The organism is Roseateles sp. GW835-FHT13E02 (assembly GCF_058794035.1).
Window position 1 is genome coordinate 1 of sequence record NZ_JBXAGJ010000035.1, and the last position, 24,036, is coordinate 24,036.

At 68.5% G+C, this 24,036-nt stretch carries 21 protein-coding genes; 13 read left to right on the top strand and 8 right to left on the bottom strand.

All coding sequences use genetic code 11. From position 1 onward, the window contains the following. Positions 1 to 476: 476 nt before the first annotated feature. The 3 genes from AC1Q6P_RS22985 (at position 477) to AC1Q6P_RS22995 (ending at position 2,486) form a co-directional block, all read left to right on the top strand. Entirely contained in the window at positions 477 to 944 is a 468-nt protein-coding gene (locus tag AC1Q6P_RS22985) for a DMP19 family protein (RefSeq protein ID WP_492666125.1), read from the top strand. A gap of 75 nt (positions 945 to 1,019) precedes the next feature. After that, entirely contained in the window at positions 1,020 to 1,376 is a 357-nt protein-coding gene (locus AC1Q6P_RS22990) for a hypothetical protein (protein ID WP_133155288.1), read from the top strand. Positions 1,377 to 2,243: 867 nt separating this feature from the next. Next, positions 2,244 to 2,486: a hypothetical protein gene (locus AC1Q6P_RS22995; protein WP_492666124.1), complete on the top strand. Its 243-nt coding sequence runs from the start codon at positions 2,244 to 2,246 to the stop codon at positions 2,484 to 2,486. A 54-nt stretch (positions 2,487 to 2,540) separates the two neighbouring features. Here AC1Q6P_RS22995 and AC1Q6P_RS23000 read toward each other — a convergent pair whose 3' ends face one another. Then, entirely contained in the window at positions 2,541 to 4,193 is a 1,653-nt protein-coding gene (locus AC1Q6P_RS23000) for a sensor domain-containing diguanylate cyclase (RefSeq protein ID WP_492666123.1), read from the bottom strand. A gap of 122 nt (positions 4,194 to 4,315) precedes the next feature. Between AC1Q6P_RS23000 and selD the strand changes: the two genes are divergently transcribed. From selD to AC1Q6P_RS23020, 4 genes are all read left to right on the top strand, one after another. Then, positions 4,316 to 5,404, top strand: coding sequence for a selenide, water dikinase SelD (gene selD / locus AC1Q6P_RS23005; protein WP_492666122.1), 1,089 nt, complete (start codon positions 4,316 to 4,318; stop codon positions 5,402 to 5,404). A 28-nt stretch (positions 5,405 to 5,432) separates the two neighbouring features. After that, positions 5,433 to 7,784 (top strand): serine/threonine-protein kinase, encoded by a 2,352-nt coding sequence (locus AC1Q6P_RS23010; RefSeq protein WP_492666121.1) that lies wholly within the window; start codon positions 5,433 to 5,435, stop codon positions 7,782 to 7,784. A 143-nt stretch (positions 7,785 to 7,927) separates the two neighbouring features. Further along, positions 7,928 to 9,796, top strand: a complete 1,869-nt coding sequence (locus AC1Q6P_RS23015) for a S8 family serine peptidase (RefSeq protein ID WP_492666120.1) — start codon at positions 7,928 to 7,930, stop codon at positions 9,794 to 9,796. Between the two features lie 246 nt (positions 9,797 to 10,042). Then, positions 10,043 to 11,122: an acyltransferase family protein gene (locus AC1Q6P_RS23020; RefSeq protein ID WP_492703344.1), complete on the top strand. Its 1,080-nt coding sequence runs from the start codon at positions 10,043 to 10,045 to the stop codon at positions 11,120 to 11,122. Between the two features lie 8 nt (positions 11,123 to 11,130). Here AC1Q6P_RS23020 and AC1Q6P_RS23025 read toward each other — a convergent pair whose 3' ends face one another. The 3 genes from AC1Q6P_RS23025 to AC1Q6P_RS23035 all read right to left on the bottom strand — a co-directional run bounded on the left by AC1Q6P_RS23025 (position 11,131) and on the right by AC1Q6P_RS23035 (position 12,732). Further along, positions 11,131 to 11,679, bottom strand: coding sequence for a lipocalin family protein (locus tag AC1Q6P_RS23025; RefSeq protein WP_492666118.1), 549 nt, complete (start codon positions 11,677 to 11,679; stop codon positions 11,131 to 11,133). Between the two features lie 60 nt (positions 11,680 to 11,739). Beyond that, entirely contained in the window at positions 11,740 to 11,934 is a 195-nt protein-coding gene (locus AC1Q6P_RS23030; RefSeq protein WP_102769172.1) for a YgaP family membrane protein, read from the bottom strand. Positions 11,935 to 12,027: 93 nt separating this feature from the next. Further along, a complete protein-coding gene (locus tag AC1Q6P_RS23035; RefSeq protein WP_102769727.1) occupies positions 12,028 to 12,732 on the bottom strand; it encodes a helix-turn-helix transcriptional regulator in 705 nt (234 codons plus the stop codon). A 270-nt stretch (positions 12,733 to 13,002) separates the two neighbouring features. Here AC1Q6P_RS23035 and AC1Q6P_RS23040 point away from each other — a divergent pair, with 270 nt between their 5' ends. The 6 genes from AC1Q6P_RS23040 (at position 13,003) to AC1Q6P_RS23065 (ending at position 19,305) form a co-directional block, all read left to right on the top strand. Beyond that, positions 13,003 to 13,563 (top strand): GNAT family N-acetyltransferase, encoded by a 561-nt coding sequence (locus AC1Q6P_RS23040; protein ID WP_492666117.1) that lies wholly within the window; start codon positions 13,003 to 13,005, stop codon positions 13,561 to 13,563. Positions 13,564 to 13,699: 136 nt separating this feature from the next. After that, on the top strand, positions 13,700 to 14,278 hold the full coding sequence (locus AC1Q6P_RS23045) for a PEP-CTERM sorting domain-containing protein (RefSeq protein WP_102769174.1): 579 nt from the start codon (positions 13,700 to 13,702) through the stop codon (positions 14,276 to 14,278). A gap of 73 nt (positions 14,279 to 14,351) precedes the next feature. Then, a complete protein-coding gene (locus AC1Q6P_RS23050) occupies positions 14,352 to 16,568 on the top strand; it encodes a phosphocholine-specific phospholipase C (protein ID WP_492666116.1) in 2,217 nt (738 codons plus the stop codon). A gap of 44 nt (positions 16,569 to 16,612) precedes the next feature. Then, entirely contained in the window at positions 16,613 to 17,299 is a 687-nt protein-coding gene (locus tag AC1Q6P_RS23055; RefSeq protein ID WP_492666115.1) for a PEP-CTERM sorting domain-containing protein, read from the top strand. A gap of 133 nt (positions 17,300 to 17,432) precedes the next feature. Continuing rightward, a complete protein-coding gene (locus AC1Q6P_RS23060; RefSeq protein WP_492666127.1) occupies positions 17,433 to 18,266 on the top strand; it encodes an urease accessory protein UreD in 834 nt (277 codons plus the stop codon). Between the two features lie 61 nt (positions 18,267 to 18,327). Further along, entirely contained in the window at positions 18,328 to 19,305 is a 978-nt protein-coding gene (locus AC1Q6P_RS23065) for a TIGR02285 family protein (protein WP_492666114.1), read from the top strand. A 19-nt stretch (positions 19,306 to 19,324) separates the two neighbouring features. On the opposite strand, the gene urtE is transcribed toward AC1Q6P_RS23065, so the two are convergent. The 4 genes from urtE to urtB all read right to left on the bottom strand — a co-directional run bounded on the left by urtE (position 19,325) and on the right by urtB (position 23,979). Beyond that, positions 19,325 to 20,038 carry an urea ABC transporter ATP-binding subunit UrtE gene (gene urtE / locus AC1Q6P_RS23070; protein ID WP_492666113.1) on the bottom strand — a complete coding sequence of 238 codons (714 nt, stop codon included), beginning with the start codon at positions 20,036 to 20,038 and terminating at the stop codon, positions 19,325 to 19,327. Positions 20,039 to 20,084: 46 nt separating this feature from the next. Then, positions 20,085 to 20,942 (bottom strand): urea ABC transporter ATP-binding protein UrtD, encoded by an 858-nt coding sequence (urtD, locus tag AC1Q6P_RS23075; protein WP_492666112.1) that lies wholly within the window; start codon positions 20,940 to 20,942, stop codon positions 20,085 to 20,087. Then, positions 20,939 to 22,048: an urea ABC transporter permease subunit UrtC gene (urtC, locus tag AC1Q6P_RS23080; protein WP_492666111.1), complete on the bottom strand. Its 1,110-nt coding sequence runs from the start codon at positions 22,046 to 22,048 to the stop codon at positions 20,939 to 20,941. The genes urtD and urtC overlap by 4 nt, the downstream gene beginning before the upstream one ends. A gap of 302 nt (positions 22,049 to 22,350) precedes the next feature. Continuing rightward, positions 22,351 to 23,979 carry an urea ABC transporter permease subunit UrtB gene (urtB, locus tag AC1Q6P_RS23085; protein WP_492666110.1) on the bottom strand — a complete coding sequence of 543 codons (1,629 nt, stop codon included), beginning with the start codon at positions 23,977 to 23,979 and terminating at the stop codon, positions 22,351 to 22,353. Positions 23,980 to 24,036: the final 57 nt, after the last annotated feature.

Sequence of the window (24,036 nt, forward strand, 5' to 3'; positions counted from 1 at the left end):
GATTGATGACCAACACCACCAATCTTGGCGCTTTGACGCCGTTGCCTGAAGGTGGGAAGTCCCTTCGTATTCCGCTCAACTGGACCTGCAACGGCATGCCGCCTTCGGGCCTCATTTCATTCTGGCCCTGCGGCGTCTTGCCGTCGCGGGCCAGTTAGCTTCAACGTTAGGCGGGAGCTCAATGGCGTCATATCGAACGGTCCATGTTTTGCTCGCTGTTGCCGGTGGGGGCGCAGGTCTCTTGCTTGCGCACTCTGCCGGCATCAAGTCTTGGCTTGACGCGAAAATCTATCTAGCTGGAGGCGTGGTCTGTGGCTTCTTGGTTGCGGTGCTGATTGAAAGGATTCGAAAGTGATGCTGCAGCCTAACCTGGCGCTCGAGCCGACTCGCAACGGCTTGCCACTTCAGGCCCTCATTTCATTCTTGGCCTTGCGTGCCTAGCCGCCGCTCGCGTAGCCGACAGGCAGGATCAGTCGATGGACTACTGGAACCCTGTTCGACCTGTGTGGGACACCATCTCGATTTACGACGGTGGCGAGCGGTTTGTGGCTGACTATGAAGCGGCCCCCGAAGTCTCACGAGTTCTCTTCGCTGCGCACTGGTGTCAATCCGAGATTTGCAACGGCGGCTTCCATCAGTTCTATGGGAACTCGACGGGAGTGCTAGCTCCCGAAGCGCTCGACGCCTTCCATAAGCTGGGCATGCCAAAGACGGCGGAACTGATTGCCAAGTCCATTGCCTGGTTTGACTCGCCGTTCCCAAGGGACAGAGCAGTCCGTCAGAGCTTGCTTGACGCACACGCAGAGGCCAACGTTGAAGCGCCGGACCCTTTTGATGCGCTTGATGATCCCTTCTTCAAGACCCTGGAGTCCGAGGCTGGTGGTTTTGAGGCCGCCGCCAATTCCTTCGCCGATGCCTGGCAGTCTGAGACGGTGCGGCGATGACGGCTAACCTGTCATTGCAGCCGACCCTGGCCGGCTGCGCCGTCCGGTCGGCTGAATGCCAACGTTAGGCCGCTGTTGGAAGATCCTGTCCTGCTTCCCGCTGAAGAGATCGAATCGAACTTGGTGCTTTGCGCTTCGTGTGTTGGGTATCTAGAGGATTCTGGTCGCTACGAGATTCGCGACCTGATCGCTCCGGAGTGCGTGGCGCTCGTCCACATGCTTCGCAAGATGCTGCCCGACGGAGAAGATCGTGTACTTCGGCTCGCCCGTGAACACCCGGTTCCTTGGGTCCGCTACTACACTGCAGCCGCCATCGAAGGAGACTTCCCAAGTGTTAGTTGTGCTGTGTACAAAGAACTCCAAGTCGTTGGCGGCATCGTCAGCGCCGTAGCCCTGGTGGCGGAGAAACTCCTTGCACAGCCAAAGCACTGAAAATTCGCGGCCTAACCCAGCATTCGAGTGGACCTTCGCCATCTGGCCGCGCTACTTTGTCATTGCATTCTCACCTCCGCGCGGCCAGCTGGCTGCGGCCACTCAGCTCGAACGTTGGGCCCACAGTGACACCTGTCGAGCAGTTAGTCCAGTTGGCGCGCGAAGCGGAGGCGAAGCTGAGCGTCATATTTGACGCGCCTGATGCGCTGCCATTTGCCTCTGAAGCATTCGAAATCATCGCAGCGAATCCTGAATTGCAAGGTGAGTTTGAAGCGGCGTTTCTTGAGATGCCTCCGTATGCGCCGACGGAGTTTGTCGAAGTTTGCATGCATGTCCTTCGTTGGCCAAACGTCCGAGTGGAGTTCGAAGCGCGCCAGCGTGCAGCGATCGCTCGGAACGACTGGTGCACCGAACCGGTGTACCGGCATTACCTGGAAGCCTTTGAACCTGATTGGGAAGGCGAAGTGGGCCGCCTATCGAGATGCGGAGTGCAGCTTTCGAAGTGCCAGGTTTGGCGACGGAACCGGGGCTCCCGCCGAGGGCATGGGGTGCGAGGTCGAGCTGGGGCGCGCCCGCCTGGTCTATCTGGCGACCCTCTGATGAATGCGAGGCTGGGGTTCCCCATGGTTCCAGGCTGTCTGGCGACCTGGCTATCATCTTGAGCGGAGTCATGCTGGCAAGCTGCCGCTTGCTGCTCGGCTGCCAGCTGTGGCCACCAAGCCATAGCAGCAACTCTGCTTGCCGGTCAGAACCCTCTACGGGAGAGCGTTTGTGAGAACTACAAGCCCATCGCAGCCTCTGCTCTTGCTTCTGCAGCAAGGCCTGAAGCATCGAATCCTCTGCGCTGCCATCCCTGCCGCATGTGCCGTGGGCGCTGCGACGCTTGCGGCTGGCGCCGGTGACCGCGTGGCCGGGGCCTTGGCCCTGCAGTTCTGCCTGTGGGCCTTGCTGGGGTTCAGCTGCCCGCTCATCTGGACGGGCGGTTTCAGCCGGCCCTTTCCGCCGAGCCAACACCTGGCCTTGTTCCAGGTCAGGACGCAGAAGCTGGTTCTGGTCCTCGGCGCCATGCTGCCCTTGCTGGCCGTGGCCAGCCGCTACTTTGCGCCTTGAGCTTTGACGCCTGAGCCCGGGGGGGCGAGGCGCAGGCGGCGAGTTTTCGCCGCCTCAACCCACGTCTGCTGGCGGTTCCGGCGGCATCCGCAGCACCATCTGGTCCCGCCCGCCCGCCTTGGCCTCGTACAGGGCTTCATCGGCGCGGCGGTAGGCGGCGCCCAGGTCCAGCCAGGTGGGCCGGCCCAGCACGGTGGCACCGATGGAGATGCTGAGCTGGCCGCTGGGGCTGGCTTGGTGGGGGCGGTGCAGATCGCGCACGGCGGCGTTCAGCTGCGCCAGCACCGGCTCCAGGGCCTGGCCTTCGGTCAGCATCAGCAGCACCGCGAACTCTTCACCGCCCACGCGGAACAGCAGGTCTGAGCTGCGCCGCAGCGCCGCCTGCAGGGCCTGGGCCACGGCGCGCAAGGCCTGGTCGCCCTCGGCGTGGCCGTAGTGGTCGTTGTATTTCTTGAAGTGGTCGATGTCGATCAAAGCCAGGCCCAGGGCCCAGCCCTGGCGTTGGGCCAGCGCCCATTGCTGCGGCGCCAGGGTGTCGAAATGGCGGCGGTTGTAGAGCCCGGTCAGGGCGTCGTGCTGGGCCAGGGCTTCGATCTGGCGGTTCTTGCGCGTCAGCGTGAAGACAAAGCCCAGGCTCAGGGCCAGCACCAGAACGGTGGCCAGGTGCCCGGCGCTGCTGTGCAGGCTGCTGCGCAGCAGGTCGTCCTCGCTGAGGCGCAGCTCCAGCGCCCAGGGCGCGCTTTTCAGCGGCAGGCGCAGGCGGATGTGGGGGCGCAGCTCGCTGTCGTCCTCTTGGCCCGGCGCGGGCGCCACGGCGACGATGCTGCGGCCTCGCGCATCGACCAGGTGGACATGGGCATGGGGCAGGGGCGTAGCGGCCAGCCCTCGCTGCAGGCTGCTGACGCGCACATCGATGCTGACGCTGCCACGGAACTGGCCGTTCTGGTCGATGGGCTGGGTGACGGTGACGATGGCTTCGCGGTCACCGGCGTCGAGATAGGGCTGGCTCCAGAAAGGCCGGCGCTCCGGGTTGGCCTCGGGCCGGGCATGGGCGAAGTACTCGCGGCCCAGCAGCTCGGGGCGGAACTGGAAGGTCTCCGCGCCCTTGGCCGGGAACACGAACATGAAATGGCGCGCCGAGGTGTACTGCACCCAGGGCACATCGGGGCTGCGTTCGCGAATCGCACGCATCAGCGGCGTCAGGCCCACGGCCATGGTCAGCTCCTCGGCCACCGGGTCGTCCAGCGCGGGCAAGGGCCCAAAGCCGGTGACCCGGCCCAGCGAGGCCGGGTCGCCGAACTGGGGCGGCAGGCGCGATTCGTAAGCCTGGCCGCCGTCGCGCGCATGGAGGCGGATCACCGGGTTCTCGGCGCCGCGGATGCGGCCGCTGAAAAAACGCTCGGCCAGGTACTTCATGGCCAGCAGGTTGTAGACGTGGATGTCCAGCTCATGGTCGAGCGCCTCGGCCAGCTGCAGGCCGCTGCGCCGGGTCTGCTCCTGCGCCTGGGCCATGCCCTCGCGCACCCGCAGCACACTGCCCCAGGCGGCCAGCAGCAGGCATACGCTCAGGCCCAGCAGCACGGCCCGGTCGCGGCGCTGGCGCGAGCTCAGCGGGCTCGAGGGTGCCGGGGGTGCCGGGGTGGGCTTGGAGGTGGCAGCGGAGGCGGATGACGCGGATAAAGAGGATGAGGGGCTGGACTCAGGCATGGTGGCCAGTCGGAGCGGCAGTGCCTGAAGCACTGTACGCAGCCTGGATGAATTTGTCGTCCATCTCGGAGCAGGCTGCTGCGGCTATGCTTTCGGCCCTGCGTCGTCTCCCGAGCCCTGCCATGTCAGCCAACCCGCCCCGCGAACCCGTCGACGAGCCCCGTCTGACCTCCCTGTCCCACGGTGGCGGCTGCGGCTGCAAGATCGCGCCGGGCCTTTTGAGCGAGATTTTGCGCAGCAGCCAGGCCGGCATGCCCCTGCCGCCCGAGCTGCTGGTGGGCATCGAAACCTCGGACGATGCGGCCGTCTACCGCCTGAATGACGAGCAGGCCCTGGTGGCCACCACCGATTTCTTCATGCCCATCGTCGATGACCCTTTCGACTTCGGCCGCATCGCCGCCACCAATGCGCTCAGCGATGTCTACGCCATGGGCGGCCGCCCCATCATGGCCCTGGCCTTGGTGGGCATGCCGATCGCGCGCCTGTCCACGGCCACCATCGGCCGCGTGCTGGAGGGTGGCGCCTCGGTCTGCCGCGGGGCCGGCATCCCGATTGCGGGCGGCCACACCATCGATTCGGTCGAGCCGATCTACGGCCTGGTCGCCCTGGGTCTGGTGCACCCGCAGCGGGTGCAGCGCAATGCCGGCGCCCAGCCGGGCGATGTGCTGCTGCTGGGCAAACCGCTGGGCGTGGGCGTGCTCAGCGCCGCGCTGAAAAAAGGCCTGCTCGGCGCCGAGGGCTATGCCCGCATGCTGGCCAGCACCACCCGGCTCAACACCCCGGGCCCGGATCTGGCGGCCCTGGCGGGCGTGCATGCGCTGACCGATGTTACCGGCTTCGGCCTGGCCGGCCATGCGTTGGAGATGGCGCGCGGCTCGGGCTGCAGCCTGGCCCTGGACTGGTCGGCCGTGCCCCTGATCGAGGGCGTGCGCGAGTTGGCGGCGCAGGGCTGCATCACCGGGGCTTCGGGCCGCAACTGGGCGGCCTACGGCGCCGAGGTGGAGCTGCCCGCCGGCTTCTCGGCTGAAGACCTGGCCTTGCTCAGCGACCCGCAGACCAGCGGCGGCCTGCTGCTGGCCTGTGCGCCCGAGGCACTGCCTGCCGCGCAAGCGGTGTTCGCGCGCCATGGCTTTGGGTCGGCGGCCGTGCTGGGCCGGGTGCTGGAGCGCAGCGCCGCGCCGCGCTTGCAGCTGCAGCGTTCGGCGGTCTGAGTGCGTCTGATTTGAGGAACACTTGCCGATGAATCCCGCCGCGCCACCGGGCGACGAGGACAGCACCCGCTTGTCGCTGGACGCCTGGGCCACGCTTGCGCCGGAGGCGCTGCCCCAGGCCACCGAGGCCCAGACCACCCGGCCCGCCACGCAAGGCCGGGTGGGCGACGCCCTGTCGTCGTCGCCGCCGCCCAGCCCCGAGATCGGCGATGTGCTGGGCGCCTGGCGCCTGGTCGGCCAGCTCGGGCGCGGTGGCATGGGCCAGGTGTTTCTGGCCGAGCGCAACGACGGCCATTACCAGCAGCGCGCGGCCATCAAGCTGCTGCTGGGCTTGAGCGGCAACCCCGCCTCGCTCGATCAGCTGGCGCGCGAGCGCCAGATCCTGGCCTCGCTCAACCACCCGCACATCGCCCGCCTGCTGGACGGCGGCAGCACGCCGGCCGGCCTGCCCTATCTGGTGATGGAGTATGTCGAGGGCGAGGCGATTGACCGTTATGTGGCGCGCCAGAAGCTGAGCCTGCCGGCCATCCTGGCCTTGTTCTCCATGGTCTGCGAAGCCCTGGCCTACGCCCACGGCCAGCTGGTGCTGCACTGCGATGTCAAGCCGGGCAATGTGCTGGTGGGCGCCGATGGCCGGGCCATGCTGCTGGATTTTGGCGTGGCCCAGCTGCAGGGGCGCAGCGCCGCCGGCGAGCGCCAGCCCGGCGCCACCGATGGGCCGCGCAGCCTGGGCGCCACGCCGCGCTTTGCCAGCCCCGAGCTGCTGGCCTGGCAGCCGGTCAGCGCGGCCAGCGATGTCTACAGCCTGGGGCGCCTGCTGCAGGAGCTGCTGCAGCTGCACCAGCCGCAGGGGCCGGGCCCTTCGCCACTGCGCCGGGCCGAGCTGGCGGCCATCATCGCCAAGGCCACCCAGCAGCGGCCCGAGCAGCGCTACCGCAGCGTGCCCGAGCTGCAGGCCGATCTGCGCCGCTTCCAGCGCCAGCTGCCGATCGAGGCGCTGCCGCGCCGCGGGCCCTATGTGCTGCGCAAGCTGCTGCGGCGGCGCTGGCTGGCGCTGTCGGTCAGCGCCGGCGTGCTGTTGCTGGGCCTGGGCTTCAGCTGGAGCCTGGTGCACCAGCGCGATCTGGCCGAAGCCGCGCGCCAGCAGGCGCAGCAGGAGGCCGAGAACGCCAAGCGCGTGCGCCAGGTGGTGATCGCCATCTTCGAAGACTTCGATCCCTTTCTGATCGGCCGCCAGCCCAAGAGCTTTGCCGAGTTCATCGACGATGCGGCGGCGCGGGTCGATGCCGATCTGAAACAGCAGCCAGCCGTGCAGGCCGAGATGAAGCATGTGCTGGGCCTGGTCTACCAGCGCAGCGGCCGCTCGCTGCGCGCCATCGAGCTGCTGGAGCAAGACCTGGCCCTGCAGCGCGGCCTGCCCCAGCGCGACCTGAACAAGGAAGCCCTGGCCCTGCACGAGCTCACCGTGGCCCTGGTCAACGCCGGCCTGGCCCCGCGCGCCTTGCCCCTGGCGCGCGAAGCCCTGGGCTTGCGCGAGGCCGCCTACCAGGCGCGGCCGGGCCAGGCCACGGGCAGCCTGCTCGGTGATTCGCTCGCGGCCCTGGGCCTGGTGCTGACGCGGCTGAGCGCGTTCGAGGAAGCCGGCCGCCACTACCAGCGCGCGCTGGACATCCGCCGCCAGCATGACGGTGCGGAATCGGCCAAGGTGGCCTCGTCCCTGCACAGCCTGGGCGCCCTGGCCGAGCGCGAGGAGCGTTATGTCCAGGCCCAGGCCTGGTTCGAGCAATCGCTGGCGCTCAAGGCCCAGCGCCTGCCGCCAGACCACCCCTACACCCTCAACTCACGCCACGGCCTGGCCCAGGCCTTGCTGGGCCAGCAGCGCCTGGACGAAGCCTTGCCGCTGCTGCGCGAGCTGCTGGCGCAGCGCCGCCGCATCCACGGCGAGCGCAGCGTGTTTGCCCTGGAAACCCAGAGCCTGCTGGCGCGGGCGCTCCTGCGCGCCGGCCAGGGGCGTGAGGCCCTGGCCTTGCATGCGCAGGGCCTCAGCGAGCTGCAGGCCTTGCTGGGCGCCAGCGCCATGCCGGTGGCGCAGGAGCTCTTGTGGCTGGCCGAGGCGCAAGAGGCCCAGGGCGAGGCGCGCGCGGCCCTGCGTTCGCGGCGCGAGGCCCTGGCCATCCAGCTGGCCCAGGCCCCGTCGGACCCGGTTCAGCAGGCCTGGGCGCGGCTGCAGCTGGGCCGGGCCTTGCTGCGCGCGGGCGAGGCGCAAGAAGCCCGGCCGCTGATCGTGGCCGCCGCGGCCGAGCTGCAGAAGCGGCGTTGGCGCGCCGGCCACAGCCTGGAAACCCAGGTCAGCGCCGCCCTGGCGGAGCTGGGGCGCTGAGCCTGGACGGGCGGCGTCATCGCGCGCCGCCTGCAGCCCATGTCGGCGAACCGGCAGCTCGTCGCTTGAGCTCCCGCGCCGCCGGGGCCGGCCTCTATCGTGCAGCCATCGTTTACTTTTTGTCCTGTTGGACAGACCCAGACATGTTGCACGCCAAGACCCTGATTTCGCTGGCCGCCCTGAGCCTGCTGAGCCCCCTGGCCATGAGCGCCTCCGCTGCTAGCTCGGGCGCCGCTGCCGCGCCGGCCGAGGCTGCCAGCGCCGCCCGCCAGCCCATCACTCGGGCCGACCAGCTGCCGCGCCGCACCGTCACCCTGACCAAGCTGCCCAGCGAATACCTGAGCGCGCCGCTGAGCGAGTTGCTGGCCATGGGCGCGCAGCTGGAGGCCGAGGTCAAGTCCGATCTGGCCCGCTACGACATCCAGGACGCCTCGACCCTGCGCAGCTACTACAGCGCCCTGGCAAGCCTGGCCCAGCTGCGTGGCGACTGGGCGGCCGTGCCGGCCTGGACCGCCAAGTCGCGCGCCCTGCAGGAAAAGATCGGCGGTCAGCTCAGCGCCGGCTTGCTGACCGATCTGCTCTCGCAGCAGAAGCTGGAGAAGCGCGACGCCGCCTGGCTGCGCGCCGAGGTGGAGAAGCGTTATGGCGCGCTGCCCTGGGCCGATGTGCAGGAGAACGTCAAGTCCGGCAAGGGTGGGGCCGAGACCTACAACCCCGAGCTGGTGCTGGGTGCCTTCCGCAGCCAGATCGATGCCATGGCCACCAACGGCAAGATGGTGGTGCCGGACAGCATCGCTCTGGCCATCATCAGCAGCCGCTTGCAGGCGGAGCTGTTCGCGCCCAACAAGGCGGCCATCGTCGCCGGCCTGCAGGCCGTGATTGATGCCAACACACAGACGCAAGCCCGCGCCGACCTCTGGACGCCGCGCACCTTTGCCATCCCGGCCGAGGCGAAAGCCACTCCGGTGGTGGTGGCGGTCTGGGATTCGGGCGTGGACATGGCCTTGTTCAAGCCGGCCGGGCCGCTGGCTGGCCTGGCCTTTGACGAAGAGGCCAAGCCCAGCCGCGAGCTGCTGCGCCCCCTGGGTGAAGCGCAAAGCCGCTGGCCGCAGCTGCGCAGCCTGATCAAAGGTGCCATGGACCAGCGTGCGGCCCTGGACACGCCGGACTCGCGCCAGTTCCGCGCCACCATGTCCGGCCTCAAGGCCGATCAGGTCAAGGGCTTCAGCGAGGACATGAGCCTGACCAGCCTCTACGTGCACGGCACCCATGTCGCCGGCATCGCGGTTGATGGCAATCCCTTTGCCCGCGTGTTCGCGGCCACCCAGCTCTGGAGCGCCAAGCTGGAACCCAAGCTGCCCACCGAAGCCCAGGCCCGCGCCACGGCCTTGGCCTACGGCCAGATGGTCGAGAGCTTCAAGAAGGCCGGTGTGCGCGTGGTCAATATGAGCTGGCGCTACGGCCCCAGCGCCTACGAGGGCGCGCTGGCCTTCCACAATGCCGGCGGCACGCCCGAGGCACGCAAGGCGGAAGCGAGCCGCTTGTTCAAGATCGAGCGCGACGCCCTGCGCGCGGCCATCGCCGGCGCACCGGAGATCCTGTTCGTGGCCGGTTCGGGCAATGAGGACAACAGCGCCGACTTCCAGGAGTACATCCCGGCCGGCCTGGAGCTGCCCAATCTGATCACGGCCGGTGCGGTGGACACGGCCGGCCAGGAGACCAGCTTCTCGACCTTTGGCAAGACCGTGGTCGTGCATGCCAACGGCTTTGAGGTCGACAGCTTTGTCCCCGGCGGCGCGCGCATGAAGCTCAGCGGCACCAGCATGGCCAGCCCCCAGGTGGCCAATCTGGCGGCCAAGCTGATCGCGCTCAAGCCGGCGCTCAAGGCGGTGGAGGTCAAGGCCCTGATCCTGCAAGGCGCCGAGCGCATGAAGGGCGCCGATGGCCAGCCGGGCCGTGTCAATCTGATCCACCCGCGCAAGAGCGCCGAGCTGGCCGGCATCCGCCTCTAAACGCCCAAACCTGGCCGGCGTTTAGAATCTAGGGTTTTCTCGGATGTGTCCGCCCCACCTCGGGGCGGCTGGGCCCCGGGCTGGCACCGGGGCCTGCTGCATTGTGCGCAGGGCCTTGGCCTTGCTGGCCGGGCAGCCCCAAACCCTGGATCTGGAACGCAATCTGCGCCCGCGGCCACAAGCCTCGGGCGCTTGGCCATGAGCTCAAGCAAGACCCCTGTTGCCCGCCCCCCTGTCACTCGTCTCTTGCATGTCGACGGCCTGAAGGCCGCCGCCGCCCAGCTGATCGTGCTGCACCACCTGTCCGCCTACGGCCCGGTGGCGGAGGCTGTGGAAGAGCTCCTGCCCGCATTGATGGCCTGGGCCTACCAGTACGGTCGCATGGCGGTGCAGGTGTTCCTGGTGCTGGGTGGCTTTCTGACGGCGCGCGCGCTGTCGTCGCAGGGCCAGTTGCTGGAGGGGGGCTGGTTCTCGCTGTTGGCGCGTCGCTACCAGCGCCTGGCCCTGCCGTTCATGGGCGCAGTGCTGCTGACCCTGGCCTGTTCGGCCCTGGTGGCGCGCTGGTTGCCCGAGCTGGTGCCGGCTCAGGTCGGCTGGGGCCAGTTGCTGGCCCATGCCGGGCTGGTGCACGGCGTGCTCGGCTATGAGGCGCTGACGGTCGGTGCCTGGTACGTGGCCATCGATCTGCAGCTGTTTGCGCTGCTGGCCGGCGTGCTCGCCTTCAGCCGCGGGCTGGCTTTGCCGCGCGCCTGGCGGCGCTGGATCGGGCCGGGGCTGGTGGCCGTGCTGACGGCTGCGTCCTTGCTGGTCTTCAACCGCGATTCCGAGCTGGACAACTGGGGCCTGTACTTCTTCGGCGCCTACGGCCTGGGGGCCTTGGTGCACTGGCTGGGCCTGCTGCCGCAGCGCCGTCTGGGGCTGATGCTCTTGGCTGCGCTGGGTCTGGCAGCCTTGCTGCTGGACTTCCGCGAGCGCATCGCGCTGGCCCTGGCCACCGCCCTGGTGCTGGCCTGGCAGCAGCGTCGTCACGAAGCTGGCTTGCCCTTGCTGCTGACACCGCCGCGCTTGCAGCCCCTGCTGGCGCATCTGGGCACGCATTCCTATGCCCTGTTCCTGGTGCATTTCCCGATCTGCTTGCTGATCAACGCCTTGTTCGAGCGCCATGATCTGGGCGATGGCTGGCCGGGCCTGATGGCCATGCTGGCCGCCTGGGGCTTGAGCAATCTGGCCGCGGTCTCCTTCTACCGCTGGATCGAGCAACCGGCCGGCCGTCTGCGCCTCGGGGCCCTGCTGGCACGTCTGTGGCCGCGCACCTTGCGCGCCTGAAAGCTGCTTCAGTCCAGCGGCTGGGTCTGCGGCGTCCGTCGGAAAGCGTTTTTGTCGTAGCCCAGGCTTTCGGCCTTGTCGAGCAAGGCCTGCAGCTTGGCCTCGTCCATTTGCGGCGTCCGCGACAGGATCCAGCCGTATTTGCGGCTGGGCTCGCCGACCAGCACCTGCTGGTAGTCCGGGTCCAGGTCCAGCACCCAGTAGTTGCCGTAAAACGGCCAGAAGAAGGTGACGCGCAGCTTGGCATTGCCGCTGCCTTCAATCGTCTTGGCGTGGCCGGCGGTGCGCTCCACCTCGCCCGAGGCGGTGCGGCAGCGATTCACCACTTCCACGCGATTGCCATCCAGGCGATAGCGCGCTTGTGTGTCGGCCACGCATTGTTTTTGAAAGCGATTGGGCAGCAGGGCGATTTCATACCAGGCGCCGGCGTAGCGGGTCAGGTCAACCTGGGCCACGGTCTCCAGCGGCACGGCCGATTCGGCCGCGCGAGCGCGTAGGGCGACGGCGAGTGCACAGGCGGCCAGCAGGACGCTGGCCAGTTGGGGACGCAAGAGCATGGCGAGATCTTCAGGCAGCAAGAAGGCTGCAGCCTAGCCGGTCTGCCATAGGCCCGAGCGTCAGAGGTCTTTGCGCGCGCAGGTGTTCATGCCGATCAAGGGGTAGGCCGGGCAAAAGCGGAACACACCGGTCAGCACGGGTACCACCCCGATCCAGCCCCAAACGCCCACCTGGCCGGTGGCGGCCAGTGCGATCAGGGTGAGGCCGCCCACAATGCGCAGGCCGCGGTCCAGAGTTCCAACATTGGCTTTCATGGGGATGTGCTCCTGAGAGGGGCGAAGCCGGACGATTCCGAGCTCGCGGACTCCCAGTCTGCGCCGGCAGCCCGGCACCCTCATTGATCCAGCTCAAGCCCGATCGGTCGAGGGGGTATCGCTTTGCTCGAAGGCGCGGCGCATATCGGCCAGGGTCTTGCCCGGCTCGTCGCGGAAGCGTTCGTCCAGCACCTGCAGGCTCTGGATGCGGTCGACGCGGAAGTTGCGGAAATCGCCCCGCACCTCGCACCAGCCGGCCAGGGTCCAGCTGGGGCCCCAGAAGTAGCAGGCCAGGGGCCGCACGGTGCGTTGGCTGGCCGTGCCGGCCAGGTCCAGGTAATCGAGGCGCAGCTTGTGGCGGTTCTCGGTGGCTTCACGCAGGCGGGCCAGGCGTTCGCGCATGGCCTCGTCCAAGCCGGTCAGCGGCGCGAACACGGCCAGGCTCTCAGCCGCGGCGCGGGCTGGCGCCGGCAGCACGGCCAGGATCTTGGACATGGCCTCTTCCGCCTGGCGGGCCAGCACGCTGTCGAGCTGGCCCTGGGCCAGGCGCAGGGCGGCCACCAGGGCTTGGGCTTCGTCCTTGCTGAACATCAGCGGCGGCAGGTCGAAGCCGGCGCGCATGCGGTAGCCCACGCCGGCCTCGCCCTCGATGGGCACGCCCTGCTGCTGCAGGGCGGCGATGTCGCGGTAGACGGTGCGGGCCGAGACCTCCAGGCGCTGGCTCAGGAACTCGGCCGTGGACAGGCGACGGCCACGGATCAGCTGGACGATTTGAAAGAGGCGGTCGGCGCGGCGCATGGCGGGCATTGTCGGCCAGGCCGGGGCGGGTGGAACGGGTGGACGGCGGCCAGGCCTCGGGCTTGGCATGGCGCTTGCGTACAAACCCTGCATCTCCCGAATCGACCTGCCCGCCGCCCGGCTGCGGTGCAGGTCTCCCCAAAAAGGCTTGCTGCCATGCCCCGTCTTGCCACCGCCCGCTCCGCCCTGCCAGTTCTTGGTGCCATGCCGCTGCGCATGGCTTTCGTGTCTGCCGCCCCGGCGGCGCGCGTTTCACCGGAGGCCCGACCCATGAACTTCCACAGCCTTGGTTCGTCCCAGATCTGGGTGGCGCGCGCCGGCGACCCGCCGCCGCGCTCGGCCATTCGCAGCCCGGCGGGCCAGTTGCAAGGCCTGAGCCTGCTGCGCGAAACCGTCGATCAGCCGCAGCTGCGGGCGCTGTTCGAACAGTTCGAGGCCGAGGCGCGACAGCTCAGCCCTGCCGGCCGTGCGGCCTGCGCCCCGGACCTGGCCCTGCTGCGCAGCCCGCAAGCACGCGTGCTGGCGCTGCGCGATGCGCAGGCGCGGGTGCTGGCCTGCGCGGCCTTGCTCTTGCACGACGAATGGGCCGAGCTGCAGCTGTTGATGGTGCAGCCCCGCTGGCGCGGCCGCGGCCTGGGCGAGATGCTCTTGCAAGCCCTGGAGCGCGAGGCCTTGCGTGCCGGCCAGCCCCTGCTGCGCCTGCAGGTGGGCGTGCGCCAGCGCTCGGCCCAGCGCCTGTTCGAGCGCCTGGGTTTTGCCCGCTGCGGGCCCTTCGGTGCGCACCGCGCCGACCCGTTTGCGCTCTTCATGGAAAAGCTGGCCGGCGACTGAGCCCGGGGTGCTGCGCGCGCTCCTCGCACGCGAATGGCAAAAACCCCCTGCCATTCGGCCTAGGAACTGTCATCAGGTCTGCAAATCGCCTCACTAGATTGCGCGGCATCCGCTGTCGTTTTGTGAGGAATTCCCCATGTCCTGCTCCAAGTCCCTGCGCCGCGTGGCGCTCGCTGCTGCGCTGCTGTCCAGCCTGTCCTTTGCCGGCGGCGCCCATGCCGCGGTGTTGAATTTCGATGACCTGGCCGATGGTCTGGTGCCGCTCAACTATGGCGGCCTCGATTGGTCGCGTTTCGGCTGGACCGCCTTCTCCACCGCTGCCGAGCCCTACACCGCCCACTCGGGTGCCGGCCGCGTGGCCAGTGGCTTCCTGGCCGAAGACGCCGCCAGCCGGATCGGTTTCAGCCAGGCCGTGCGCTTTGACGGCGCCTGGTTCGCCGGCCAGAGCGGCGCGGTGCTGAGCTTCGAGCTCTTTTACCAAGGCCAGCGTGTCGCCAGCTCGCAAAGCCTTGACCCCTCGGCCACCCCGAGCTTTCTGGCCAGCGGCTATGCCGGCCTGGTCGATGCCGTGCAGGTGAAGAGTCAGAACCACGGCGAGTTCGTCATGGACGACTTCAGCTTCACCGCCGCACCGGTGCCCGAGCCGCAGAGCTATGCGCTGCTGCTGGGCGGTTTGATCGGTATCGCCGCCGTCCTGCGCCGCCGCGCGGTTTGATCCAAGCCCGGCGCGCCCCGGCTCGACTTCAGCGTCGGGTCTCCCCAGTATTCTGATTCTCAGGACCCCCTCCATGACCACCCAAGACCGCCGCAGTTTCTTGCGCAGCGCCAGCGCCGCCGCTGCGCTGACCGCCTTCCCGCCCGCCATCCAACGCGCCTTGGCCATCCCGGCCAATGTCCGCAGCGGCACCATCCATGATGTCGAGCACATCGTCATCCTGACCCAGGAAAACCGCAGCTTCGACCATTACTTCGGCACGCTGAACGGCGTCCGCGGTTTTGCCGATCCCTTCCCGGTGCCTGTGGTCGACAAGACCGGCATCAACGGCAAGAGCGTCTGGATGCAGCCCAATGCCGTGACGGCCACGCCCGGCCGCCCGCCGGTCAACCCGCTGGCGCTGGCGCCCTTCCACCTGAACACGCAGCAGACCTTTGCGCACATGCGCGTGTCGGGCACGCCGCACTCCTGGCCCGATGCCCAGGCCGGCTGGGACCAAGGCCGCATGAACGCCTGGCCCAAGGCCAAGCAGAACCACTCGATGGGCTATTTCAAGCGGGCCGATCTGCCCTTCCAGTTCGCGATGGCCACCGCCTTCACGATCTGCGACCACTACCACTGCTCCAGCCAGACCGGCACCAACACCAACCGCCTGTTCCTCTGGACCGGCACCAACGATCCGCTGCGCAAGGGCAACGGCCCGTCCACCGACAACAGCCACGATTGGTTCAAGCCTGATCCGGCCGATGACTACACCTGGACCACCTACCCCGAGCGCCTGCAGGATGCCGGCATCAGCTGGCAGGTCTACCAGAACATGGCGGACAACTTCACCGACAACGCCCTGGCCGGTTTCCGCCCCTTCCGCGACGCCTGGTACGGCCGCCCTGGCTACTCCCAGCAACTGAAGGACCGCGGCATCAGCACGCGCGATCTGGACAAGCTGCGCGAAGACGTGCTGGCCGACAAGCTTCCGCAGGTCAGCTGGATCGTGGCCACGGCCGAAGGCTCCGAGCACCCCGGCCCGTCTAGCCCGGCCCAGGGCGCCGACTACACCGCCAAGGTGCTGGAAGCGCTGACCGCCAATCCGGCCGTCTGGAGCAAGACGGTTCTGTTCATCAACTTCGACGAGAACGACGGCTTCTTCGACCACATGCCGCCGCCGGCCGCCCCCAGCTACATCAGCTGGGATGCCGACCCGGGCAAGGCCGACCTGGCCGGTGACTCCACCGTCGACACCACCGGCGAGTACCACCACATCCTCAACGGCACGGCGGCCACCCACCAGCACAAGCCCTACGGCTTTGGCCCGCGCGTGCCCATGTACGTGATTTCGCCCTGGAGCAAGGGCGGCTGGGTCAACTCCGAAGTGGCCGACCACACCTCGGTGATCCGTTTCATCGAGAAGCGCTTCGGTGTGATGGAGCCCAATATCAGCGCCTGGCGCCGTGCCGTGGCCGGTGATTTGACGTCGGCTTTCAACTTCCGCGACCCGGAAGACAGCGCCTTCTTCGCCCAGCTGCCCAAGACCCTGGAGCTGGCCAACCGCGCCCGCGCCCTGCCGGGCACCACCACGCCGCCCACGCCGACCACGCTGAACGTGCCGGTGCAGGAAGCCGGCCCGCGCCCGGCCCGTGCCTTGCCGTATGAGCTGCACACCACGGCCGCGGTCAAGGTCAGCGCCGGCCGCGTGGGTGCCGCCCGTGTCGAGCTGCAGTTTGCCCACACCGGCAACGGCCTGGGTGACATCAGCGGCCCGGCCGCCGTCTTCCATGTCTACGACCGCCTGAACCTGACCGCCCTGCCGCGCCGCTACACCGTGGAAGCCGGCAAGCAGCTGACCGGCAGCTGGCAACCGGCCGCCAACGGCGCTTACGACCTCTGGGTCCTGGGCCCCAACGGCTACCACCGCCACTTCACCGGCAATGCCCGCCGCGTGGCCGCGGCCGCCCAGCCCAACCCCGAGGTGCGCGTGACGCCGGACGTGGCCAATGGCGAGCTGCAGATCGAGCTGAGCAACAGCGGCAGCTTTGCCTGCACCTTCATCCTCTCGGCCAACAAGTACTACAGCGTGGCGCCGCAGCAGATCCACCTGGCCGCCAAGACCCGCACCACCCTGCGTCTGCCGCTGCGCGAAAGCGCCTACTGGTACGACTTCAGCGTGCGTGTGGCCGGCCAGGGCGACTACAGCCGCCGCTTTGCCGGCCATATGGAAACCGGCGAGGCCTCGATCAGCGATCCGGCCATGTCCGGCCCGGCCCTGCTGGACCAGTACCGCCTCGGCGCCTGATCCATCCGCTCTCTTTATTCGAAACCTCAAGCATTTCTCAAATCATGAACCACAAGCTCATCACCCGCGGCGTTCTGGCGCTTTCCCTGTTCGCTGCTGGCTTCGGCGCCCACGCCGCCACCCTGGGCCAGAACCTGATCGTCAACGGCAACGCCGAAGGCGGCGTCGCCGGTTGGACCGCTTTTGCCGGCGTGGACCTGTTCCAGTCGGTCGCCTACGGCAGCAACTGGGTGTTGCCCAGCCAGCCGGGCCCGGTCGACCGTGGCAGCTTCTTGTTCGCCGGTCAATCCTCGCCGGCCTCGGCGGGCTTCCAGCTGTTTGACGTCAGCAATCTGAGCAGCCTGATCGCCACCGGCAGCGCCAGTTTCAAGCTCGACGGCTACCTGGGCGGCTGGACCAGCCAAGGCGACAACGCCCTGGTTTACGTGTCCTTCCTGGATGGCAGCAACACCGAAATCGGCTCCGCCACCCTGGGCCCGGTCACCCCGGCCGACCGCGGCAACCAGACCGGCCTGCTCTACCGCCAGACCCAGGGCTTCCTGCCCGTGGGCACGACGACGATCAATCTGAGCCTGTCCATGGAGCGCCTGAACTCCAGCGACAACGACGGCTACGCCGACAACCTGTCCTTTGTCATCAACACCGCCCCGGTGCCCGAGCCGGAAACCTATGCCCTGATGGCCCTGGGTCTGGGCCTGCTGGCCGTGGTGCGCCGCCGCCAGCGCGGCTGATCTTCGGATCGAATCTGGCCCGCTTCTTGCGAGCCGCACGGGGATGCATCGCATCCCCGTTTTTCCATCGAATCCGGCCTTTTTCATGCCCCAGCCCGAGCGCGGCGAGGCCTTGCCCTGCACACCCGACAGCCTGGGTTGGCGAGCCCGGCTGGCGCTGGACTACCGGCTGGAGGGCGGCCGTTGCCTGCTCCGTCACCGCCACGAGGGGCCGCTGCGGGTGCTGAAAAGCCTCTACCCCGAGGGCGAGGCGATCTGTCACAACGTGCTGGTCCATCCGCCCAGCGGTTTGGTTGCGGGTGACCGCTTGGAGATTGAACTGAGCGTGGGCGAGGGCGCCCATGCCTTGCTGAGCACGCCGGGCGCCACCCGCTTCTACCGCAGCAGCACCGGCGCCATGGCCACGCAGAGCCTGCAGGCCCGCCTGTCCGCCGGCGCGCGGCTGGAATGGCTGCCGCTGGAAGCCCTGGCCTACCCGGGCTGCCGGGCGCTCAACGAGGTGCGCTTTGAGCTGGCGCCAGGCGCCGAGCTGATGGCCTGGGACCTCACGGCCCTGGGCCTGCCGCAGGCCGGCCAGCCCTTCGCGGAAGGACAGTTCCAGCAGCATCTGGAGATCCCGGGTGTCTGGCTGGAGCGTGGTCTGATCGACGGCGGCGACGCCTTGCTGATGGATGGCTCCCTGGGCCTGGCCGGGCGGCGCTGCCTGGCCAGCCTGGTGTTCGCGGGCGGCGAGGCGCTGTCGCGTGAGCGGCGCGAGCGGGCGCTGGAGGCCGTGCGTGCCTGCATCGAGGCCCACCCGCTGCGTGACACCGCCGGCGTGACGGCGGCACAGGAGCGCCTGCTGGTGCTGCGCGTGCTGGCGCCCCTGGTCGAGCCGGCGTTCGAGCTGCTGCGGCAGTGCCGGGCCGCCTGGCGGCGCGAGCTCTGGGGTTTGGACGAGGCTTCGCCGCGGCTCTGGGCGATGTGAGAACTGCCCTGCTGGCCTCGGGTATGCTGGCCCCAGCAGATGGCGGGGGCGGGTACGGCACGTGGACCAGAGCAAGAAGACGTGGCAAGACAGCGACGGGCGGCAGCGGGTCGGGGCACGCGCCCGGGTCAGTGCCCGCGGGCTCGCGCTGGCTCTGTCGCTGGCGCTGTTCGGAGCGCCCGCCGCGCGGGCGCAGGCGCCGCAGGCCGCGGTCTCCTCCGGCCCGGCGATCGAGAAAGAGACCTTGCAATGGGTCATGGTGCATTCGCCGCCCACGGCCATTCTGCAAGGCCTGGGCCAGGGCCGGGGCTTTGTCGACAAGGCCTTGCTGCTGTTCCAGGCCGGCCTGCCCGAGCTGCAGCACCAGGTGCTGGACGCCAACTACGCCCGCGCCGCCGTGGAGCTGCGCAACAAGCCCAATGTCTGCGTGGCCGCCTTTTTGCGACTGCCCGAGCGCGAGGCCTTTGTGCATTTCAGCGAGCCCTATCTGACCGCCTTGCCCTACCAGCTGGTCACCTTGCAGCGCGAGCGCCCAGGCCGCCTGCCCTTGCTGCCCGATGGCCAGGGCCGGGTCGATCTGGCCGAGCTGCTGCAAGCGGTGCCGCCGGGCCATCTGCCGCAAGAGGGCTGGCGGGTCGGTGTGGCCGGTGGGCGCTCGTTGGGGCAGCGCTATGACCAGATGATCAAGAACCTGCCGGTCGGCGCCCGGCTGAGCGTGCGCCACGGCAACCCGAGTGTGTCAGGCCTGCTGCGCATGCTGCTGGACGACAAGGTGGACGCCATCATTGCCTTTCCCACCGAGCTCAGCTTTGCCGCCCGCGAGCTGGGCCTGCCCACCCAGGAGCTGCGCCTGCTGCCGCTGCGCGGTGCGGACGCGGCCACCACCGTGCATGTCGGTTGCTCGCGCTCGGCCTTGGGGGCGCGGGCGGTCGAAGGTATCAATGCGGTGATCCGCAAGCAGGGGCCGCGCCTCGAGAGCTTTTACCGCGAGTGGTTGCCCTCAGCCTCGCGCGCCAACGCGTCCGGTCCGCGGCCCTGAGCCGCTTTGCGGGCTTCACTCAGATCGAGACCAGCTGGCGCACGCCGCGGCTGACCATCTCCGAGCGGCTGCCGGCCGAGATGACGGCGCCGCGTTCCAGCACCAGGTAGTCGTCGGCCAATTCCTCGGCGAAGTCGTAGTACTGCTCGCACAGCAGCACGGCCATGGGCTGGCCGCCATTGGCCGCCAGGCCGCGCTCGGCCAGGCGGCGGATGACGCGGCCGATGTCCTGGATGATGTTGGGCTGGATGCCTTCGGTCGGTTCGTCAAGGATCAGCAGGCGCGGCCCGGCGGCCAGCGCGCGGGCGATGGCCAGCTGCTGCTGTTGGCCGCCCGAGAGGTCGCCACCGCGCCGTTGCAGCATCTGCTGCAGCACCGGGAAGAGCTCGAACAGCTCGGGCGGAATGGGCGTGCCGGCCGGCCGTGTGGCCAGGCCCAGGGCCAGGTTCTCGGCCACGGTCAGGCGGCCGAAGATTTCGCGCCCTTGTGGCACGTAGCCGATGCCGGCGCGGGCGCGCTCGAAGGGCTTGGCGCGCGTGATGTCCTGACCCTTGAGTCGGACCTCGCCGCTTTTCACCGGCACCAGGCCCATCAGCGACTTGAGCAAGGTGGTCTTGCCGACGCCGTTGCGGCCCAGCAGCACGGTGATGCGGCCGGGCTGCACGCGCAGCGAGACATCGCGCAGGATGTGCGAGCCGCCGTAGTACTGCTGGAGGTTCTGGGCGATCAGCATGGCAGGCAGGAGGAGGAAGGGTTGATGGATCGTGTGTGCATGCCGCTCAACGTCCGAGGTAGACCTCGATCACGCGTTCGTCGGCCTGCACCTGAGACAGCGGGCCCTGGGCCAGCACGCGGCCTTCGCAGAGCACGGTGACGGTGCCGCCCAGGCGGGCGATAAAGCCCATGTCGTGCTCGACCACGATCAGGCTGTGCCGGCCCTTCAGCTGCAGAAAGAGCTCGGCCGTGCGCTCGGTTTCCTGGTCGGTCATGCCGGCCACGGGCTCGTCGAGCAGCAGCAGCTTGGGCTCCTGGATCAAGAGCATGCCGATCTCCAGCCATTGCTTCTGGCCGTGGCTGAGCAGGCCGGCCGGGCGTTGCGCCTCGGCCTGCAGCTGGATCAGCTCCAGCACCTCGGCCAGGCGGTCGCGCTGCGCGCCGCTGAGCCGGTGCCAAAGCGCCGCCGCGACGCCGCGCGGGCCTTGCAGGGCCAGCTCGAGGTTCTCGAACACGCTCAGCGCCTCGAACACCGTGGGCTTCTGGAACTTGCGGCACAAGCCCATGGAGGCAATCTCGGCCTCGCTGTGGCGCAGCAGGTCGATGGTGCCGCCGAAGAAGACCTCGCCCCGGTCGGGCCGGGTCTTGCCGGTGATGATGTCCATCATCGTGGTCTTGCCCGCGCCATTGGGGCCGATGATGCAGCGCAGCTCGCCCGGTACGATGTCCAGTGACAGGCCGTTGATGGCCTTGAAGCCGTCGAAGGCGACGTGCACGTCTTCGAGGTAGAGGATGCGACCATGGGTCAGGTCCAGCTCGCCGGCGCGGTGCGGGCGGGCGTAGCCGGGGCTGCGGTCGCCGCCATGTTTGCCTTGCTGTTCGGCCAGGCGCTCCTGGCCTTGTTCGAGCAGATCGGGGCTCATGCCTGGCCTGCCTTTCGCTGTGTGCTGAATCGGGAGACCAGACCGGCCAGCCCCTGCGGCAGAAAGAGGGTGACGGCGATGAAGAGCGCGCCGAGGAAGTAGAGCCAGAACTCGGGCGCGCTGACCGTCAGCCAGCTCTTGGCCCCGTTGACGGCAAAGGCGCCGGCGATCGGCCCCAGCAGGCTGCCGCGCCCGCCGACCGCGGCCCAGACCGCGATCTCGATGGAGTTGGCCACGCTCATCTCGCTCGGGTTGATGATGCCGACCTGCGGCACGTAGAGCGCGCCGGCCAGGCCGCACATCATGGCCGAGACGGTCCAGATGCAGAGCTTGTAAGGCAGGGGTGAGTAACCGCAGAACATCAGCCGGGATTCGGCGTCACGCACGGCCTGCAGCACGCGGCCGAACTTGGATCGCGTCAGCCAGCGCGCCAGCAGATAGCAGCCCACCAAGGCCAGGCCACTGAGCACGAACAAGACCATGCGGGTCTGCGCCGTGTGGATGGGCTGGCCGAGGATGCGCTTGAAATCGGTGAAGCCGTTGTTGCCACCGAGACCCGTCTCATTCCGGAAGAACAGCAGCATGGCCGCGTAGGTCAGGGCCTGGGTGATGATGGAGAAGTACACGCCCTTGATGCGCGAGCGGAAGGCGAAGTAGCCGAACACAAAGGCCAGGCCGCCCGGCACCGCCAGCACCAGCACCAGGGTGGCGAGAAAGCTGTCGCTGAGCTGCCAATGCCAGGGCAGGGTCTTCCAGTCGAGGAAGACCATGAAGTCGGGCAGGGTGCTTTGGTACTGGCCTTCGCGACCGATCTGGCGCATCAGATGCATGCCCATCACATAGCCGCCGAGCGCGAAGAACAGGCCATGGCCCAGCGAGAGGATGCCGGCAAAGCCCCAGATCAGATCCATGGCCAGGGCGCAGATGGCGTAGCACATGAACTTGCCCAGCAAGGCCACGCCGTAGTCGCTCAAGTGCAAGACCTGACCCTCGGGCACCCACAGGTTCAGCACCGGCGCCAGCACGCAGATCAGCAGCAGGGCGCAGGCGACGAGCAGCCAGGCGCGGGGGCTGAGGAATTGAGAGTTCTGCTTCGCGAGAATCATTGATCGGCCCTGGGGAATGTTGTTGTTTCGGAGGGCGGCTGGGCGGGCACTCTGCTGCACTCATGTCCCCCGCCCCAGGCTGCGCCTGGGTCTCCTCCTTGACTTCGTTCCGCAGAGCACCCGCCCAGCCTTTGCTGGCATGGCGAACGCCCATCGTTGGCTGGAAGCGGGCTTCGGCCGAGTGTCGAAGCGAAGTCAAGGAGGAGGGCGGGGCGCAGCCCCGCCCGGGGGACATGAGCGGAGGCACTCGGCCGGAGTCCGCTTCCCACGCACCGACTCGAATAAACCAAAAGCAGCCCCATTCAAGCCTCCACCACCCGCCCCTTCATCGCGAAGATGCCCTGCGGCCGCTTCTGGATGAAGACGATGATGAACACCAGCACGGCGATCTTGGCGAGCACCGCGCCGACCATGCCCTCCAGCAGCTTGTTGCCCAGGCCCAGGCCGAGCGCGGCGTAGACCGTGCCGGCCAGTTGGCCGACGCCGCCTAGCACCACCACCATGAAGGCGTCGACGATATAGCTCTGGCCCAGGTCGGGGCCGACATTGCCGATCTGGCTCAGCGCGCAACCGGCCAGGCCGGCGATGCCCGAACCCAGGGCGAAGGCGTAGGTGTCGGTGCGGGCGGTGTTGACGCCCATGCAGGAGGCCATGGCGCGGTTCTGCGTCACGCCGCGCACGAACAAGCCCAGGCGGGTGCGTCGCAGCAGCAGGCTCATGCCGGCCAGCACCGCCAGGGCGAAGCCCATGATCAGCAGCCGATTCCAGGGCAGGGACAGCGAGGGCAGCAGCTGCAGGCCGCCGCTCATCCAGGCCGGGTTTTCGACGCTGACGTTCTGCGCGCCGAAGAGGCTGCGCACCGCCTGCATCAGCACCAGGCTGATGCCCCAGGTGGCCAGCAGGGTTTCCAGTGGCCGGCCATAGAGCCAGCGTAGCACCAGGCGCTCCATCAGCGCGCCGACGGCCGCCGCGGCCAGAAAGGCGGCCGGCAGGGCGGCCAGCAAGTAATAGTCAAACGCAGTGGCAGGCAGCCACTGGCGGAAGGCCAGCTGCACCAGATAGGTGGCGTAGGCGCCCATCATCATCAGCTCGCCATGGGCCATATTGATCACGCCCATCAGCCCGTAGGTGATGGCCAGGCCCAGGGCCACCAGCAGCAGGATGCTGCCCAGGCTCAGGCCGGTGAACAGCTCGCCCAGGCGCTCGCCCCAGGCCAGGCTGGACTCCAGCTTGCGCAGCGAGGCGGCCAGCGCGCTTTTGACATTGGGGTCGGTCTCTTCGGCCAGGCGCTGGTTGATCAGCAGCTGGGTGGCGGGCCGGTTTGAGCGGCCCAGCTCGCGCGCAGCTTGCAGACGCAGGCTCGGGTCGCTGCTGCCGGCCAAGGCGGCGGCGCGCGCCAGGCTCAGTTCGGCCCGCACGTCTTCATGGCTCTCGCGGGCCAGCGCGCGGTCCAGCAAGGGCAGCTGCTGCTCGCTGGCATTCTGTTGCAGAGCCTGAGCGGCGGCCAGGCGTTCGGCAGGTTTGGCGCTGAACAGTTGCAGCGCGGCCAGGGCTTGGTCCAACTCGCCGCGCAGGCGGTTGTTGATCATCACCTCGGCCAGGTCTTGCGGCACCGGGTTGAGCGGGGCGCCGCTCAGGGCGTCCTCGGCGCTGCCATCGGCGTGCAGGATCAGCAGGCGCGTGCCGCTGGTCTTCAGTTGCTCGGCGGCCAGGGCCTGGATGAAGGCCTGCAGGCGTGGGTCGGGTGCTTGCGCGGCGGCGAGCAAGGCGGCATGCAGTGCGGCGATGCGGGCCTCGCTGTCTTCATCGCTGGCCATGGCGCGCGCATGCGCCAGCGTCAGTGCTTGGGCTGGCGGCGTCGGTAGCAGCATCAGCAAGCTCAGCAGCAGCGCGCTCAGCAGGGAGGCCGCGCGGTGCACGAGTGTGGCCATGAGGGCTCCGCGTTTCAACAAGGGAAGGCTGCCAACCACGGGCCTCGCGGCCCGTTG

Coding starts and splice junctions, on each gene's coding strand:
- AC1Q6P_RS22985 (WP_492666125.1), top strand. CDS start 477: ATGGACTACTGGAACCCTGTTCGACCTGTGTGGGACACCATCTCGATT.
- AC1Q6P_RS23000 (WP_492666123.1), bottom strand. CDS start 4,193: ATGCCTGAGTCCAGCCCCTCATCCTCTTTATCCGCGTCATCCGCCTCC.
- selD (WP_492666122.1), top strand. CDS start 4,316: ATGTCAGCCAACCCGCCCCGCGAACCCGTCGACGAGCCCCGTCTGACC.
- AC1Q6P_RS23010 (WP_492666121.1), top strand. CDS start 5,433: ATGAATCCCGCCGCGCCACCGGGCGACGAGGACAGCACCCGCTTGTCG.
- AC1Q6P_RS23015 (WP_492666120.1), top strand. CDS start 7,928: ATGTTGCACGCCAAGACCCTGATTTCGCTGGCCGCCCTGAGCCTGCTG.
- AC1Q6P_RS23025 (WP_492666118.1), bottom strand. CDS start 11,679: ATGCTCTTGCGTCCCCAACTGGCCAGCGTCCTGCTGGCCGCCTGTGCA.
- AC1Q6P_RS23030 (WP_102769172.1), bottom strand. CDS start 11,934: ATGAAAGCCAATGTTGGAACTCTGGACCGCGGCCTGCGCATTGTGGGC.
- AC1Q6P_RS23035 (WP_102769727.1), bottom strand. CDS start 12,732: ATGCGCCGCGCCGACCGCCTCTTTCAAATCGTCCAGCTGATCCGTGGC.
- AC1Q6P_RS23040 (WP_492666117.1), top strand. CDS start 13,003: ATGAACTTCCACAGCCTTGGTTCGTCCCAGATCTGGGTGGCGCGCGCC.
- AC1Q6P_RS23045 (WP_102769174.1), top strand. CDS start 13,700: ATGTCCTGCTCCAAGTCCCTGCGCCGCGTGGCGCTCGCTGCTGCGCTG.
- AC1Q6P_RS23050 (WP_492666116.1), top strand. CDS start 14,352: ATGACCACCCAAGACCGCCGCAGTTTCTTGCGCAGCGCCAGCGCCGCC.
- AC1Q6P_RS23055 (WP_492666115.1), top strand. CDS start 16,613: ATGAACCACAAGCTCATCACCCGCGGCGTTCTGGCGCTTTCCCTGTTC.
- urtE (WP_492666113.1), bottom strand. CDS start 20,038: ATGCTGATCGCCCAGAACCTCCAGCAGTACTACGGCGGCTCGCACATC.
- urtD (WP_492666112.1), bottom strand. CDS start 20,942: ATGAGCCCCGATCTGCTCGAACAAGGCCAGGAGCGCCTGGCCGAACAG.
- urtC (WP_492666111.1), bottom strand. CDS start 22,048: ATGATTCTCGCGAAGCAGAACTCTCAATTCCTCAGCCCCCGCGCCTGG.
- urtB (WP_492666110.1), bottom strand. CDS start 23,979: ATGGCCACACTCGTGCACCGCGCGGCCTCCCTGCTGAGCGCGCTGCTG.